The sequence below is a fragment of the Streptomyces sp. CC224B genome, assembly GCF_030010595.1.
Taxonomy (GTDB): Bacteria; Actinomycetota; Actinomycetes; order Streptomycetales; family Streptomycetaceae; genus Streptomyces; species Streptomyces longispororuber.
Genome location: NZ_JASCXL010000172.1, coordinates 1 through 14,422 on the forward strand (window position 1 = coordinate 1; position 14,422 = coordinate 14,422).

The 14,422-nt window shown below is 73.2% G+C and carries 12 protein-coding genes and 1 pseudogene; 9 read left to right on the top strand and 4 right to left on the bottom strand.

The window, feature by feature from the left end; genetic code table 11:
* Window positions 1-1,184: 1,184 nt before the first annotated feature.
* The 3 genes from xseA to QK440_RS38835 all read left to right on the top strand — a co-directional run bounded on the left by xseA (window position 1,185) and on the right by QK440_RS38835 (window position 3,719).
* Entirely contained in the window at window positions 1,185-2,393 is a 1,209-nt protein-coding gene (gene xseA / locus QK440_RS38825; protein WP_282797980.1) for an exodeoxyribonuclease VII large subunit, read from the top strand.
* Window positions 2,394-2,402: 9 nt separating this feature from the next.
* Window positions 2,403-2,633 carry an exodeoxyribonuclease VII small subunit gene (locus QK440_RS38830; protein WP_282797981.1) on the top strand — a complete coding sequence of 77 codons (231 nt, stop codon included), beginning with the start codon at window positions 2,403-2,405 and terminating at the stop codon, window positions 2,631-2,633.
* Between the two features lie 495 nt (window positions 2,634-3,128).
* Entirely contained in the window at window positions 3,129-3,719 is a 591-nt protein-coding gene (locus QK440_RS38835) for a malonic semialdehyde reductase (RefSeq protein WP_282797982.1), read from the top strand.
* A gap of 124 nt (window positions 3,720-3,843) precedes the next feature.
* Here QK440_RS38835 and QK440_RS38840 read toward each other — a convergent pair whose 3' ends face one another.
* Entirely contained in the window at window positions 3,844-4,410 is a 567-nt protein-coding gene (locus QK440_RS38840) for a DUF4245 domain-containing protein (protein WP_282797983.1), read from the bottom strand.
* 204 nt (window positions 4,411-4,614) lie between these two features.
* Here QK440_RS38840 and glpX point away from each other — a divergent pair, with 204 nt between their 5' ends.
* A complete protein-coding gene (gene glpX, locus QK440_RS38845; protein WP_282797984.1) occupies window positions 4,615-5,649 on the top strand; it encodes a class II fructose-bisphosphatase in 1,035 nt (344 codons plus the stop codon).
* 300 nt (window positions 5,650-5,949) lie between these two features.
* Here glpX and QK440_RS38850 read toward each other — a convergent pair whose 3' ends face one another.
* Complete coding sequence (locus QK440_RS38850; protein WP_282797991.1) at window positions 5,950-6,276, bottom strand: WhiB family transcriptional regulator; 327 nt, start codon at window positions 6,274-6,276, stop codon at window positions 5,950-5,952.
* 270 nt (window positions 6,277-6,546) lie between these two features.
* Window positions 6,547-7,215 (bottom strand): DUF1707 domain-containing protein, encoded by a 669-nt coding sequence (locus QK440_RS38855; protein WP_282797985.1) that lies wholly within the window; start codon window positions 7,213-7,215, stop codon window positions 6,547-6,549.
* Window positions 7,216-7,467: 252 nt separating this feature from the next.
* Here QK440_RS38855 and QK440_RS38860 point away from each other — a divergent pair, with 252 nt between their 5' ends.
* Entirely contained in the window at window positions 7,468-9,132 is a 1,665-nt protein-coding gene (locus tag QK440_RS38860; RefSeq protein ID WP_282797986.1) for a fumarate hydratase, read from the top strand.
* A gap of 37 nt (window positions 9,133-9,169) precedes the next feature.
* Here QK440_RS38860 and QK440_RS38865 read toward each other — a convergent pair whose 3' ends face one another.
* Complete coding sequence (locus QK440_RS38865; RefSeq protein WP_282797987.1) at window positions 9,170-10,723, bottom strand: ricin-type beta-trefoil lectin domain protein; 1,554 nt, start codon at window positions 10,721-10,723, stop codon at window positions 9,170-9,172.
* A gap of 132 nt (window positions 10,724-10,855) precedes the next feature.
* On the opposite strand from QK440_RS38865, the gene QK440_RS38870 reads away from it, so the two are divergent.
* The 4 genes and pseudogenes from QK440_RS38870 to QK440_RS38885 form a co-directional block, all read left to right on the top strand.
* On the top strand, window positions 10,856-12,277 hold the full coding sequence (locus QK440_RS38870) for a class II fumarate hydratase (RefSeq protein WP_282797988.1): 1,422 nt from the start codon (window positions 10,856-10,858) through the stop codon (window positions 12,275-12,277).
* 245 nt (window positions 12,278-12,522) lie between these two features.
* Window positions 12,523-13,206 carry a DUF402 domain-containing protein gene (locus tag QK440_RS38875; protein ID WP_282797989.1) on the top strand — a complete coding sequence of 228 codons (684 nt, stop codon included), beginning with the start codon at window positions 12,523-12,525 and terminating at the stop codon, window positions 13,204-13,206.
* A gap of 116 nt (window positions 13,207-13,322) precedes the next feature.
* Window positions 13,323-14,012, top strand: a complete 690-nt coding sequence (locus QK440_RS38880) for a class I SAM-dependent methyltransferase (protein WP_282797990.1) — start codon at window positions 13,323-13,325, stop codon at window positions 14,010-14,012.
* A 56-nt stretch (window positions 14,013-14,068) separates the two neighbouring features.
* Window positions 14,069-14,422, top strand: a pseudogene (locus QK440_RS38885) (serine/threonine protein phosphatase); the annotation flags it as partial.

Sequence of the window (14,422 nt, forward strand, 5' to 3'; positions counted from 1 at the left end):
TCAGGGGGCTCGGCGGGGGGCGGTGGGGGTGGAGTAGGGGGGCGGGGGGTGTAGTGGGGCTTTCGTGGAGGGGGTGGATGGCTGGCTGGGGGGGCGTGGGGCTGCGCCCGGCTTTGCGGGAGTGGGGGCTTGGCGGGACCGCTGCGCGGGGCGGCTGGGGCCTGGTGTTGCGGGCCTGGGCCTGGGTGCGCGGGTGGCTGGGCCTGGCTGCACCGAGCTGCGCGGGCTGGCGCAGGGGGGCAGGGCCTGGCGATGCCGCCAAGGCCTGGTGCGTCCTTCGCCGCTTCGCGGCATGTCTCCCACCCGCCCACCCGTTACGCCTCGGCTTCGCCCGCGCGGCCGGGCCCGTCGCCGCTTTCCGCCCGTGGCTCCGTGACTGTGCGTGAAACGCGCCGTGGGGCGGCGAAGGGGTGGGCTGCGCCGCGTTGCCACTGCGTCGCGAGCGTCGGCGCGGCTTGTGCTGCCGCCGCTTCGCGGCGTGTTGCCCACCCACCCACCCGTACTGCCTTAGCTTCGTCCGTCCGGCCGGAGTCTTCGCCGCTTCGCGGCGTTCCCGCCCATCCGTGGCTCTGTGGCTGTGCGCCTCGACGGCGCCATGGAGCGGCGGGGAGGGGCTGGCTGCGCCGGCGGAGCCTCTGCGTGACGCGCATCGGCACGCCTTGTGTGTCGCCGCTTCGCGGCATGCCTCCCACCCGTTACGCCCCGGCTTCGCCCGCGCGGCCGGGCCCGTCGTCGCTTCACGGCCTTTTCCGTTTCCGTCCGTGACTCCGTGCCTCCGTGACCTTGCCTGCTCGGCGGCCCGGATCCCCTCTCGGCTGTGCTCGTCAGGCGGGGGCTTTGTCAGTGCCTGGCGGCAGCGCCACGCACCAACCGTGGTTGTGGGGGCGAAGCCAGGTGTGACGGGCGCGAGGGCGGGAGACGCACTGCGGGGCGGCGGAGGGGCGGGCCGCGTGGGCGGAGCCGGGTGTGACGGGTGGGCGGGTGGGAGACCCGCCGCGAAGCGGCGACGAGGCGGCCCCCGCCTGCGTAGCCGGGCAACACGGGTGGGTGGGTGAGCGGCGCGCCGCGGAGTGGCGGAGGGTGGGCCGGGCGTGGCAACGCCGTGGAGGCACCCGGGGCCAGGGGCCGCGCAGGTACCGGCGGGGGCGGGGGGTTGTCGGAGGCTGGGGCTAGTCTCGGGCGGTATGGGTCTCAACACGTCCGCCGACACCCCCCTCCCCGTAGGCGAGGTCTCCCGCCTCATCGGGAGCTGGATCGACCGCCTGGGCGCGGTGTGGGTGGAGGGGCAGATCACACAGCTCTCCCGGCGCCCCGGCGCGGGCGTGGTGTTCATGACGCTGCGCGACCCGTCGCACGACATCTCCGTAAGCGTGACGTGCTACCGCCAGGTGTTCGACGCGGTGGCGGACGTCGTGTCGGAGGGCGCCCGCGTCGTCGTCCACGCGAAGCCGGAGTGGTACGCGCCGCGGGGCCAGCTCTCCCTGCGGGCGGCGGAGATAAGGCCGGTCGGCGTCGGTGAGCTGCTCGCGCGCCTGGAGCAGTTGAAGAAGGCGCTGGCCGCGGAGGGCCTGTTCGCCCCCGCCCGCAAGAAGCCGCTGCCGTTCCTGCCGCAGCTCATCGGCCTGGTCTGCGGCCGCGCCTCCGCGGCCGAGCGCGACGTCCTGGAGAACGCGCGCCACCGCTGGCCCGCGGTCCGCTTCGAGGTGCGCAACGTCGCCGTGCAGGGCGTGCACGCGGTGCCGCAGGTGGTGCAGGCCGTCAAGGAGCTGGACGGCCTCGCGGACGTCGACGTGATCATCGTGGCGCGCGGCGGCGGCAGCGTGGAGGACCTGCTGCCGTTCTCGGACGAGCAGCTCGTCCGCGCGGTCGCCGCGTGCCGTACGCCGGTCGTGTCCGCGATCGGCCACGAGCCGGACAACCCGCTCCTCGACCACGTGGCCGACCTGCGCGCCTCGACGCCGACGGACGCCGCCAAGAAGGTCGTACCGGACGTGGGCGAGGAGCTGGAGCGGGTCGCGCACCTCGGGGAGCGGGCGCGGCGCTGCGTGGAGGCGTTCCTGGAGCGCGAGGAGCGCGGCCTCGCCCACGCGCTGGCCCGGCCCTGCATGGAGCGGCCGCACCGCATGGTGGAGGAGCGCGAGGAGCAGGTCACCACGTACGTGGACCGGGCGCGGCGCACCCTCGGGCACCTCCTGGACCGCGCCGAGTCGGAGCTCACCCACACGCACGCGCGCGTGGTGGCCCTCTCCCCCGCCGCGACGCTCCAGCGGGGGTACGCGGTGCTGCAGAAGCAGGGCGGCTCCGTGGTCCGCGGGGCGGACGACGTGGCGGACGGCGAGGCGCTGCGCGCGCGGGTCGCCGAGGGCGAATTCTCCGTACGGGTGGACCTTTAGGGTGGGCGCATGACCAGCAAGACGGACGAGACCGCCGAGACCGCCGAGACGGCGAACGCGCTCGGCTACGAGCAGGCGCGGGACGAGCTCATCGAGGTGGTACGCCGCCTGGAGGCCGGGGGCACCACGCTGGAGGAGTCCCTGGCCCTGTGGGAGCGCGGCGAGGAGCTGGCGGCGGTGTGCCGCCGGTGGCTGGAGGGCGCCCGCGCCCGCCTGGACGCCGCCCTGTCGGAGGAGTAAGCCCCCCCGGCGCCGCCCGGCGCACCGGCAAGACTTGGCGCCCCCGCCGCGGCCCGGCACCGCGGCACACCGGCACCGACCGGCGCACCAGGGCCACCCGACGACCGGCACGGCCAAGCACCACCGGCATGGCCCGCCCCCGGCACCCGCCCCGCTCGCCGGCACTGCCCGGCGGACCGGGCACGCCCTAGGGACCGACCCGACCCAGGGGTACGGCCAGGGGCCCAGCACGGCTAAGCGGCCCGGAACGGCCCCCCAGCAACCCGACGCCCCCGCCCAAGGCACCGCGCCCCCGCCCAGCGCCCCCTTCGCCCAGCGCACCGCGCCCCACCCTCCCCACCCCCGCCTGGAGCGTCGATCACCTCCCCTCAGCTTTAGTTGAAAGTTGAACCTCGTTCGCGTACTGTCGTACCCGCTGGTCCCGGGCGCCGCCCCGCCGGCACCCGGACCGCACGCGTCCTCTTCTTCTGACGTACGTATCGAGAAGGTTGAAAGATGTCCCTCGTTCTTGACCCCGCCGCCCAGGACCTGCTCTTCCGCGAGGCCCGTACCGCCAACACCTTCACCGACGAGCCCGTCACCGACGAGCAGATCCAGGCCGTCTACGACCTGGTCAAGTACGGCCCCACCGCGTTCAACCAGTCGCCGCTGCGCGTGACCCTGGTGCGCAGCCAGGAGGCCCGTGAGCGCCTGGTGCAGCACATGGCCGAGGGCAACCGGCCGAAGACGCTGACGGCGCCGCTGGTCGCGATCCTGTCGGTGGACAACGAGTTCCACGAGGAGCTGCCGGAGCTGTTCCCGCACGCCCCGGGCGTCAAGGACGCCTTCTTCTCGGAGCGCACGGTCCGCGAGCAGGCCGCCGGCCTGAACGGCGCCCTCCAGGCCGCGTACTTCATCGTGGGCATCCGCGCCGCCGGCCTGGCCGCGGGCCCGATGACCGGGTTCGACCCGGCCGGCGTGCAGAAGGAGTTCCTGGACGACGACCACACCCCGCTGATGGTCGTCAACATCGGCAAGCCGGGCCCCGACGCCTGGTTCCCGCGCTCCCCGCGTCTCGCCTACGACCAGGTCATCACGACCGTCTGACCGTCGGGCCGTCCGACCGTCCGGGGCACGCCCCCGGCACGGCGCACGACGTACGAGTGAGGCCCCCGGCACGCGCCGGGGGCCTCACTCGTGCGCGCCTCGTACGCGCCTCGCGGGGCGCGGCTCAGCCCGCCGCGGCCGACTTCGTCGGCGCCGCCGTCGGCACCGGGGTGCGCTTCATCTCCAGCGACTGCGCCATCGTCGCCAGCCGGTCGAACGACGCCGTGCCGAGGACCACGGTGGTGGCGCCCTTGTCCTGGTGGACGAGGGCGTCGTAGCGCGGGCCCTGGTAGCGCTGCCACGTCCTGCCCGCGATCTTCTCGGTCGCGTCCGTCCGCCGGGCCTTCTGCGTCGCCTCGTCGATGAACTCCGACGGCTTCGCGGTGGACTGCTTGATCGCCACGTACTCGCCGGCCGGGTCGAGGAAGCCCAGGTGCCAGCTGTCGTGGGCCGCGCCGTCGTACCGGACCGACGTCGGCTTCCAGGTCTCGGGCAGGCCCGTGGGGGCCGCCACCGGATACGCCGCCGCCCGCCGGGCCGTCAGGAGCTCGACGCGGTAGTCGACCCGCTTGACCGGGTCCTTGGACTCGTCGTGCGGGATGAAGACGTAGATGACTGCCACGACCATGCCGATGACGGCCATCGAGAGCAGCATGTTCCGCACGGTCTGCTTGCCAGTTCTGCCTGCCACGCCCCCCATCGTCGCAGGTGCCCTGGCGGCGCCCGCACACACCCCGGTCCGCTCATCCGTGGGGCGCTCTGCTCATCTTGTCGGCCTGCGGATAGAGTCGACGGCATCACCCTCATCCGGCCGCCCGCCGTCGCCCACCACCGCCCCTCGCAGGGAGGCCCCGCGGGCTCGGTCCTTTGTTCCGTATCAGAAAGGTGCGCCTCGATGACCGAGCATCACCACCTGCCGTCCGAGTTGGAGGTCTCCCCCGAGGCCCCCGACCGCAACCTCGCCCTGGAGCTGGTCCGGGTCACCGAGGCCGCCGCCATGGCCGCGGGCCGCTGGGTCGGCCGCGGGGACAAGAACGGGGCCGACGGCGCCGCCGTCCGCGCCATGCGGACCCTCGTCCACACCGTGTCGATGAACGGTGTCGTCGTCATCGGCGAGGGCGAGAAGGACGAGGCGCCGATGCTCTTCAACGGGGAGCGGATCGGCGACGGCACCGGCGCGGAGGTCGACATCGCCGTCGACCCGATCGACGGCACCACGCTCACCGCCAAGGGCATGCCGAACGCGATCGCCGTCCTCGCTGCCGCCGACCGCGGCGCCATGTTCGACCCGTCCGCCGTCTTCTACATGGACAAGCTGGTCACCGGCCCCGAGGCCGCCGACTTCGTGGACATCGACGCCCCGGTGTCGGTGAACATCCGCCGCGTCGCCAAGGCGAAGAAGTCCTCCCCCGAGGACGTGACGGTCGTCATCCTGGACCGGCCGCGCCACGAGGGCGTCGTCAAGGAGATCCGCGAGACCGGCGCGCGTATCAAGTTCATCTCGGACGGCGACGTGGCCGGCTCCATCATGGCCGTGCGCGAGGGCACCGGCGTCGACCTCCTCATGGGCATCGGCGGCACGCCGGAGGGCATCATCAGCGCCTGCGCCATCAAGTGCCTGGGCGGCGTCATCCAGGGCAAGCTGTGGCCCAAGGACGACGAGGAGCGGCAGCGCGCGCTCGACGCGGGCCACGACCTGGACCGGACGCTCGTCACGGACGACCTGGTCAGCGGCGACAACGTGTTCTTCGTCGCCACCGGCATCACCGACGGTGAACTGCTGCGCGGCGTGCGCTACGGCGCCGAGACCGCCTCGACGTCGTCCCTGGTCATGCGGTCCAAGTCCGGCACCATCCGGAAGATCGACTCCGACCACCGGCTCGCGAAGCTGCGCGCGTACAGCGCGATCGACTTCGAGCGGGCCAAGTAGGCCCCGGACTCCGGGTCCCCGGTTCCTGGTCCCTGTTCCCGGGCCACGGAGTCCGGGCCCGGGGCCTCGGCCGGCACACGACGACGGGGGCGCTCCGTGCGGGGAGCGCCCCCGTTGTCGTACGTGCGCGTCGTGTGGGGCGTACGTGCGCGTCGCGTGGAGCGTACGCGGGCGTCGCGTGGAGCGTACGCGGGCGTCGTACGGGTGGTTCGTACGCCGACGTCGTACGGATGCCTCGTGCCGCGTGGGGCCGTGGCGGGGCCGACGACCGCCGTGGCCCGGGGGGGCAGGCGGGCCGCTCTAGCCCGCCGCCGCGACCGGTCCGGCCGCCGCGCGGGCCGCCTTCTTCAGCTCCAGGTCGCGGCGGCGGCGCCGGGCGAGGACCACGCGGCGCTCGGCCGCGGTCAGGCCGCCCCACACGCCGTACGGCTCGGGCTGCAGCAGGGCGTGCTCGCGGCACTCGACCATCACGGGGCAGCGGGAGCAGACCCGCTTCGCGGCCTCCTCGCGGGAGAGGCGGGCGGCGGTGGGCTCCTTGGAGGGAGCGAAGAACAGACCGGCCTCGTCCCGGCGGCAGACGGCGTCGGTGTGCCACGGGTTGTCCTGGTCCCGCTCGCGCACTGGCACCCTTCCCCAGGCGCCCGGCTGCGCACGGACCGGGGAGGCCCCCTCGGCCGGGGCGGCGACCTGCAGGGACTGATGCGTCGGTTGCAGCACGGTCTACTCCTGACGACGGCTTCGCGAGCGAGAGACGATGCACCAAGCTCTACCCGCTGTGTGCGGGCCTATGCACTGAGTCCCCATGCACGGAAGTTCCGGTTCCTGATACCCGGAGCCGCTGGCCGAAACGTGTCGCCACCCGGGAACCGCGGGCCGCGCGGGCACCCCCGGGCGCGGTCAGCCCTCCAGCCGCTTGCGGAGGCGGGCGCGCAGGTCACGGATGCGTTTGCCGCGCTTCGGGCGCGCCGAGACGGAGCCGCAGACCGCGATGCCCGACACGAACACCACGGGGGCGTCGCGCTCGGCCGATTCGAGGGTGTCCACATCGAAGGTGCCGAGGACCGCGGTGCCGTGGCCGCGCAGGGAGACGTTCTCCGGCACGTGGATCCGCACCTCGCCGAAGAGCGCGATGCCCTTGACGAGGATCTGCCGGTGCTCGAAGTCCGCCTCGCTGAGGTCGACTTCGACGTCGCCGAAGACGGCGTACGCGTGCGTGCGGCGGGTGGGACGCCAGCGGCCCTTGCGGGCGGTGTCACCCATGACGGCGTACACCGTCTCGTCGGCGGTCTCGGGGACGGCTCCGGGCTCGGGGCGGTCCGGGCCCGGGCCCGCGGCGGGCGGCTTCGCACCCGGGGCGGGCAGGTCCGCCACGTACGGCTCGATCTCGGCGAGCGTCTTGGCCCGGTAGAGCCCGTCGATCCGCTCCGCGTGCTCCTGCGGATCGAGGCGGCCCGTGGCGAGCCCCTCCGCGAGGATCTCCGCGGCGCGGTCGCGGTCGGCGTCCGAGGCCCTCAGGCGCGACGGCGCCGCGGCGGACGGTGCTGGGGAACGCTTCTCTAGGTCCACGCACCACAGCGTATCCAAACGCGATAGATCGCGACTACCCCTCACGCACGGTCGGCATGTGCGGATCCGTCCGCGGGTGCGCGGGGACCGCCCGCGTACCGCCCGCCGAGCGGCCCGGGAACCGCCCGCCCGGCCCGCCGGGAGCAACTGAGCCTTACCTCACAGCCGGCGCGCTCCCGAAGGGTTCTACGCTGGACCGGCGCCGCCGATGGAGGCCGGCGCCGCTGTCTGCCGAGTGAGGAATTGGGCGTCATGCCAGAGTTTGCGTACTCCGATCTGCTCCCGCTGGGAGAGGACACCACCCCGTACCGGCTGGTGACCACCGAGGGCGTCTCGACCTTCGAGGCCGACGGGCGCACCTTCCTCAAGGTCGAGCCGGAGGCGCTGCGCAAGCTGGCCGAGGAGGCCGTGCACGACATCCAGCACTTCCTGCGGCCCGCGCACCTGGCCCAGCTCCGGAAGATCGTCGACGACCCGGAGGCCTCGTCCAACGACAAGTTCGTCGCCCTGGACCTGCTGAAGAACGCGAACATCGCGGCCGCCGGCGTGCTGCCCATGTGCCAGGACACGGGCACCGCGATCGTCATGGGCAAGCGCGGCCAGAACGTGCTCACCGCGGGCGAGGACGAGAAGGCCCTCTCCCGCGGCATCTACGACGCGTACAGGAACCTGAACCTGCGGTACTCGCAGATGGCTCCGCTCACCATGTGGGAGGAGAGGAACACCGGCTCCAACCTGCCCGCGCAGATCGAGCTGTACGCGACCGACGGCGGCGCGTACAAGTTCCTCTTCATGGCCAAGGGCGGCGGTTCGGCGAACAAGTCGTTCCTGTACCAGGAGACGAAGGCCGTCCTGAACGAGGCCTCCATGATGGCGTTCCTGGAGGAGAAGATCCGCTCGCTCGGCACGGCCGCCTGCCCGCCGTACCACCTGGCGATCGTCGTCGGCGGCACCAGCGCCGAGTACGCGCTGAAGACCGCGAAGTACGCCTCCGCGCACTACCTGGACGAGCTGCCCGACGAGGGCTCCCCGCTCGGCCACGGCTTCCGGGACAAGGACCTGGAGGAGAAGGTCTTCGAGCTGACGCAGAAGATCGGCATCGGCGCGCAGTTCGGCGGCAAGTACTTCTGCCACGACGTGCGCGTGGTGCGCCTGCCCCGGCACGGCGCCTCCTGCCCGGTCGCCATCGCCGTGTCCTGCTCGGCCGACCGCCAGGCCGTCGCGAAGATCACCGCCGAGGGCGTCTTCCTGGAGCAGCTGGAGACCGACCCGGCGCGGTTCCTGCCGGACACCGAGGACACGCACCTGGACGAGGGCGAGGTCGTGAAGATCGACCTCAACCAGCCCATGGACGCGATCCTCGCCGAGCTCACCAAGTACCCCGTGAAGACCCGGCTCTCGCTCACCGGGCCGCTGGTCGTGGCCCGCGACATCGCGCACGCCAAGATCAAGGAGCGGCTCGACGCGGGCGAGGAGATGCCGCAGTACCTGAAGGACCACCCGGTGTACTACGCCGGTCCGGCCAAGACGCCCGAGGGGTACGCCTCCGGCTCCTTCGGCCCGACCACGGCCGGGCGCATGGACTCCTACGTCGCGCAGTTCCAGGCGGCGGGCGGCTCGAAGGTCATGCTGGCCAAGGGCAACCGCTCGCAGCAGGTCACCGACGCGTGCGCCGCGCACGGCGGCTTCTACCTGGGCTCGATCGGCGGCCCGGCCGCGCGCCTCGCGCAGGACTGCATCAAGAAGGTCGAGGTCGTCGAGTACGAGGAGCTCGGCATGGAGGCCGTCTGGAAGATCGAGGTCGAGGACTTCCCGGCGTTCGTCGTCGTCGACGACAAGGGCAACGACTTCTTCCAGAACCCGGCCCCCGAGCCGACGTTCACGTCCATTCCGGTACGGGGGCCGGGCCTGGCGTAGCGCCCCGGGGGGAGCGCGCGGCCGGGAGCGGCACCGCCTACGTGAAGCGCTGGTCCGCGCTCCCCGCGCACTTCTGGAGCCACAGCGGCTCCTTGGGCCCCGACAGGGTCAGGCAGAGCCCGGTCTCCGCGGCGGGGCGCAGGGTGCCGGACTGGCGGACGAACTTCTGGTTGGCGCCGCCGTGGCAGTTCCACAGGGTCACGGCGGTGCCTTCCCGGTACGCGCCTTCGGGCACGTCCACGCAGCGGTCGTGCGTCAGGCCGGTGTGCAGGGACTGGCGGGTGGTGTCGTACCACCAGGTCTGGTTGCGGTTGCCGGTGCAGTCCCAGCCGCGCACGGCGGTGCCGTTGCGGGTCTCGGAGGCGTCGGCGTCGAGGCAGGTGCCGGTGGCCTCGTTGCGCAGGGGCCGGAACGCGTCGTCCCAGCCGCCCTCGTGGAGCGTGGGGCTGCCCGTGCTCGCCGGGTCGGCGCACCCGGCCTCGTCCCAGCCGGAGCGGTAGAGCTGGGTCAGGCAGGACGCGAAGGCGGCGTGGCCGCGGGCGTTGGGGTGGAAGGACTGGCGCACGGAGTTCGCGTCCGGCGGGAACGGGTTGGACAGCTCGACGTACAGGCCCCGCGCCCAGGTGTCCTCCATGCAGACCTCGTGGCCGTGGAAGAGGCGGGAGTTGTCGAGGTACACCGCGCCGGCGTTGCGCGCGGCCGTGCGCATGCCGCGCTCGAAGGCGGGCACGGCCTCGTCGCGGCCCCAGCGGGTGTCGGAGTCGTAGCCGGTGCCGCCGCAGGCGAGCTTGCCCGGGAAGTCCGGGTTGTCGCGGAAGTCGGGGCCGATCGGGCTGGGATAGCCCATGACGACCAGCTTGTAGTCCGTGCCGGAGTACCCGGCCCGGCTCATGACGGTGCGCAGGTCGCGGATCGTCTGCTCGACCTTCGGCACGAGCGCGTCCACGCGGGCCTGCCAGCCCGGCGCGTACTTCGGCTCGCAGGGTCCCTGCAGGGTGAGGTAGCGGGTCACGCAGTCGGTCATCACGGGCGAGAACTGGAGGTCGTCGTTGGCGCCGACGACCAGCATGATCGCCTTGATCCTGGTGTTGCGGGCCTTGATCGCGAGGTTGTCGCTCTGCACCAGCTCGTCGGCGTACTGCTTCTCGCCGCCGATGCGGATGTTGACGGTCCGCGCCCCTGAGCAGGCGACGTTGTACGTCACGTCGGCAGGGATGCCGGTGCGGTGGATCGCGGCGTCCGGCGAGCGGTGGCACCAGTTGTCGGGGCCGTCCGTGCCGGGCTCGTAGCGGCCGACGCCCTCGCCGCTGATCTCGCTGTCGCCGAGCGAGATCAGGGCCGTCCTGCGCTCGGCGAGCGGCCGCTCGGCCGGGTCGCCGTACAGCTTCCGCGCCTCGGCGGCGCGGATCTCCTCCAGCTCCGGCGGGAGCGGGACGGCGTCGGTGGCGGGGTTCCTCGGTTCGGTGGGTGCGGCGTGGGCGGGTCCCGCCGCCACGGCGCCGCCGAGCAGGGCCGCGAGGGCCGTGGCGGCGGTGGCCGTGGCGCGCAGGCGGCCCGTACCGTGGTGCCGCACGCGTGTCGTGCGCTTCATTGCGCCTCCCCGGATTCGAGTCACCCAGGGTTTTTACTGGCCAGTAGCGGTCTTGGGAATAGTCCGCACACCACAAGGGCTCACTTTTTCGAGGCAGTTGCGCGCACCACGGAGCGGAAGGACAGTCGGAACATGAGCGGCGGCACGGACGTCAAGGCCAGCGGCGACAGCGGCGAGTACCGGATCGAGCACGACTCCATGGGCGAGGTGCGGGTGCCCGCGGGTGCCAAGTGGCGGGCCCAGACGCAGCGGGCCGTGGAGAACTTCCCCATCTCGGGGCAGCGCATCGAGCGCGCGCACATCGCCGCGCTCGCGCAGATCAAGGCGGCCGCGGCGAAGGTGAACGCGGAGCTCGGCGTGCTCGACCAGGACGTCGCCGACGCCATCGCCGACGCGGCCCGCGAGGTCGCCGAGGGGCGCTGGGACGACCACTTCCCGGTGGACGTCTTCCAGACCGGTTCCGGCACGTCGTCCAACATGAACACCAACGAGGTCCTCGCCACGCTCGCCACCGAGCGGCTCGGGCGCGACGTGCACCCGAACGACCACGTCAACGCCTCGCAGTCGTCCAACGACGTCTTCCCCTCGTCGATCCACATCGCCGCCACGGCCGCCGTCACCGGCGACCTCGTGCCGGCCCTGGAACACCTGGCCGCCGCCCTGGAGCGCAAGGCCGAGGAGTTCGCCGACGTCGTGAAGTCCGGGCGTACGCACCTGATGGACGCGACGCCCGTCACCCTCGGGCAGGAGTTCGGCGGGTACGCGGCGCAGGTGCGGTACGGCGTGGAGCGGCTGCGGGCGTCCCTGCCGCGGCTGGCCGAGCTGCCGCTCGGCGGGACCGCCGTGGGCACCGGCATCAACACGCCGCCCGGCTTCTCCGCCGCCGTGATCGCCGAGGTCGCGCGGGCGACGGGGCTGCCGCTGACGGAGGCGCGCAACCACTTCGAGGCGCAGGGCGCCCGGGACGGCATCGTCGAGACCAGCGGCCAGCTCCGCACGGTCGCCGTCGGCCTCACGAAGATCGCCAACGATCTGCGCTGGATGGCGTCCGGGCCGCGCACCGGCCTCGCCGAGATCAGCCTGCCCGATCTCCAGCCCGGCTCCTCGATCATGCCCGGCAAGGTCAACCCGGTGATCCCCGAGGCCGTGCTGATGGTGGCCGCGCAGGTGACGGGCAACGACGCGACGGTCGCGGCCGCCGGGGCCGCGGGCAACTTCGAGCTCAACGTGATGCTGCCGGTCATCGCGAAGAACGTGCTCGAGTCGGTGCGGCTGCTCGCGAACGCGGCGCGGCTGCTGGCCGACCGGACGGTGGACGGGGTGGTCGCCCACCGGGAGCGGGCGCGCGAGTACGCCGAGTCCTCGCCCTCCGTCGTCACACCGCTGAACAAGTACATCGGGTACGAGGAGGCGGCGAAGGTCGCCAAGCGGGCGCTGGCCGCGCGGCGGACGATTCGTGAGGTGGTGCTGGAGGGCGGGTACGTCGAGCGCGGGGCGCTCACCCTGGAGCAGCTCGACGAGGCCCTGGACGTGCTGCGCATGACCAGGCCGTAGGCCCGGCGCGGTCGTGTCGCGCCGGCGCGCTCGTCCTCAAACGCCGGACGGGCTGGAACGTTCCGCCGAGCGAGGCTGAGACGTTCCGGCGCGGCCCGGCGAAGAACTCAGCCCGTCCGGCGATTGAGGACGAGGCGCGGAGCGCCGAAAGAGCGGGGTCCAGGGGCGGCAGCCCCTGGTTTCGGGAAGGGGCGGGCTTGGGGAGCCCCCGGCAGGGGTCCGGGCATGCGCCCTAGTATCTGTTCATGACAGACCACGACGGAACCACGGCTCAGGCGGACGCCCGGCGCTGGGCGCCGGGGACACCCATCCTCTGGCGCTACCGCGCCAACGGGGGTGGCGGCATACACATCTGCCGTCCCGTCACCGTCGTGCGGGACACCGAGGACCTGCTCGCGGTCTGGCTGGCCCCGGGCACGGAGTGCGTGAAGCCGGTGCTCGCCGACGGCACCTCCGTGCACGCGGAACCCCTCGCCACCCGGTACACCAAGCCCCGCACCACCCGCCGCGACCACTGGTTCGGCACCGGCGTCCTGAAGCTGGCCCGGCCCGGCGAGCCCTGGTCCGTGTGGCTGTTCTGGGAGCCGGGCTGGCGCTTCAAGAACTGGTACGTGAACCTGGAGGAGCCCCGTGTCCGCTGGGCCGCGGGCGTCGACTCCGAGGACCATTTCCTCGACATCTCCGTACGCCCGGACGGCACCTGGCGCTGGCACGACGAGGACGAGTTCGCGCAGGCCCGGCGCGCGGGCCTGATGGACGCCGCGCAGGCGGACGCGGTGCGCCGGGCGGGCCGCGCGGCGGTGGCGGCCGTCGAGGCGTGGGGCAGCCCCTTCGCGGACGGCTGGGAGGACTGGCGCCCGGACCCGGCGTGGCGGGTTCCCGCCCTGCCGGGTGACTGGGACCGTACGCCCGCGCATGTGTCGTCATGAGACCCTTGATGCGCCCCCGTGGTGCAAACGTAGGATCGTCCTCCGCAAGGGCGCACAGCAGCAACTCTTGGTGCCCCCGAGCGGCCTGACAGGATGTCATCGAGGAGCGGCTGAACGTGAGCGAGGATTACGCAGCGCGGAGCGTCGCGCCGGCCCGCCGCGACCGCACGGGCCAGGCCGAGGCCTTCGACGCCATCGGCGCGTCGTACGACGTCGCGTTCCCGCACAAGGAGGGCCAGCTCGCGGCGGGCCGCCGGCTCGCCGGCGAACTGCCGCCCGGGTCGCGGGTCTTGGACGTGGGCTGCGGCACGGGCCTGCCCACCGCGCGTCAGCTCACCGAGGCGGGGCACACCGTGCTCGGCGTCGACCTGTCAGCCGGAATGCTGGACCTCGCGCGCGCGAACGTGCCCTCGCCGGCCGCCGAGTTCCGCCGCCTCGACCTCGCCGACCTGCGCGTCAGCGGCGAAGGGCCGGGCGCCGTCGGCCAGTTCGACGCGATCGCGTGCTTCTTCACGCTGTTGATGCTGCCCCGGGAGGAGATACCGTCTGCTCTTCGGCTGCTGCGGTCACTGCTCAGGCCCGGCGGTCTGCTCGCGCTGTCCATGGTCGAGGCGGACCTGGACGACGCGGCGATTCCGTTCCTGGGGCACGTGATCCGGGTATCCGGTTACCTGCGGGACGAACTGCGGCAGGTCGTGCGGGACGCCGGTCTCGACATCGCCCACGAGGAGTCGTACGCGTACGCCCCGGCGAGCACCTACGTACCACCCGAGCACCAGCTATTCCTGCACTGCCGGCGCGGCTGAGCAACGCTTGGACGGCGCGCGCGGCGCGCAGCCCCGGACGGACGGATTCAAAACGCGTGACGGAGCACCTCAGCCCCTACGAGGGCCGTAAGGCACCAGCGGCCCGGCCACCCGCCCCCGCGGACCCCCGCGGGGCGCTGCTGCGTACCCCGGAGCCGGAGGCGCCCGGCGCCGGAGAGGTGAACGCCCTGCCCGCGCAGGCACGCACGGGTGAGCAGGACGCGGGCAGCGAGCACGCCCAGTCGTCGACGGCCGCCACGGAGGGGCCCGGCGGCCACCGCCCGCGCCCCGTGCCCGAGGGCGTGCCCGTACAGCCGGGCGCCGGCGCGGGCGCCCCGCGCCCCGGCGCCCCGCAGCCCCCCGCGGGGGCGGGGGGGATAGGAAGGGCGGGGGGGTTGGGAAGAGTGTTT

Excerpts from the sequence above, each read along its gene's own strand:
- QK440_RS38875 (WP_282797989.1), top strand. The coding sequence starts at position 12,523 with ATGACAGACCACGACGGAACCACGGCTCAGGCGGACGCCCGGCGCTGG.
- xseA (WP_282797980.1), top strand. The coding sequence starts at position 1,185 with ATGGGTCTCAACACGTCCGCCGACACCCCCCTCCCCGTAGGCGAGGTC.
- QK440_RS38830 (WP_282797981.1), top strand. The coding sequence starts at position 2,403 with ATGACCAGCAAGACGGACGAGACCGCCGAGACCGCCGAGACGGCGAAC.
- glpX (WP_282797984.1), top strand. The coding sequence starts at position 4,615 with ATGACCGAGCATCACCACCTGCCGTCCGAGTTGGAGGTCTCCCCCGAG.
- QK440_RS38870 (WP_282797988.1), top strand. The coding sequence starts at position 10,856 with ATGAGCGGCGGCACGGACGTCAAGGCCAGCGGCGACAGCGGCGAGTAC.
- QK440_RS38865 (WP_282797987.1), bottom strand. The coding sequence starts at position 10,723 with ATGAAGCGCACGACACGCGTGCGGCACCACGGTACGGGCCGCCTGCGC.
- QK440_RS38835 (WP_282797982.1), top strand. The coding sequence starts at position 3,129 with ATGTCCCTCGTTCTTGACCCCGCCGCCCAGGACCTGCTCTTCCGCGAG.
- QK440_RS38860 (WP_282797986.1), top strand. The coding sequence starts at position 7,468 with ATGCCAGAGTTTGCGTACTCCGATCTGCTCCCGCTGGGAGAGGACACC.